1 protein-coding gene is annotated in these 237 nt (G+C 61.6%); it reads left to right on the top strand.

Annotated features, from left to right (window positions below; translation table 11 throughout):
- Window positions 1-237, top strand: a 237-nt coding sequence (locus tag NLU14_RS22870) for an LUD domain-containing protein (RefSeq protein WP_275710923.1), incomplete at both ends; no start/stop codon positions are given.

Genomic DNA, 237 nt, shown 5'->3' with positions numbered 1-237 from the left:
CGAGGTGGCGGGAGAGAAGCTGGAGGCGGATACGACCGTGCTCGCGGGCTTCGTGCGCAAGAAGCTGCGCGAGAAGTTCCTCGAGGCGGACATCGGGATGACCGGCTGCAACTTCGCGATCGCGGAGACGGGCTCTATGGTTCTGTTCGAAAACGAAGGCAACGCGCGCATGGTCACGACGGTGCCGAAGACGCAGATCACCTTGATGGGCATGGAGCGCATCATTCCTTCGTTCGA

Source organism: Marinobacter iranensis (assembly GCF_029207565.1).
In the GTDB taxonomy this organism is placed as follows: Bacteria; Pseudomonadota; Gammaproteobacteria; order Pseudomonadales; family Oleiphilaceae; genus Marinobacter; species Marinobacter iranensis.
The sequence above is the reverse complement of the archived record's forward strand: the minus strand, read 5'-3'. Positions and strand labels throughout refer to the sequence as shown.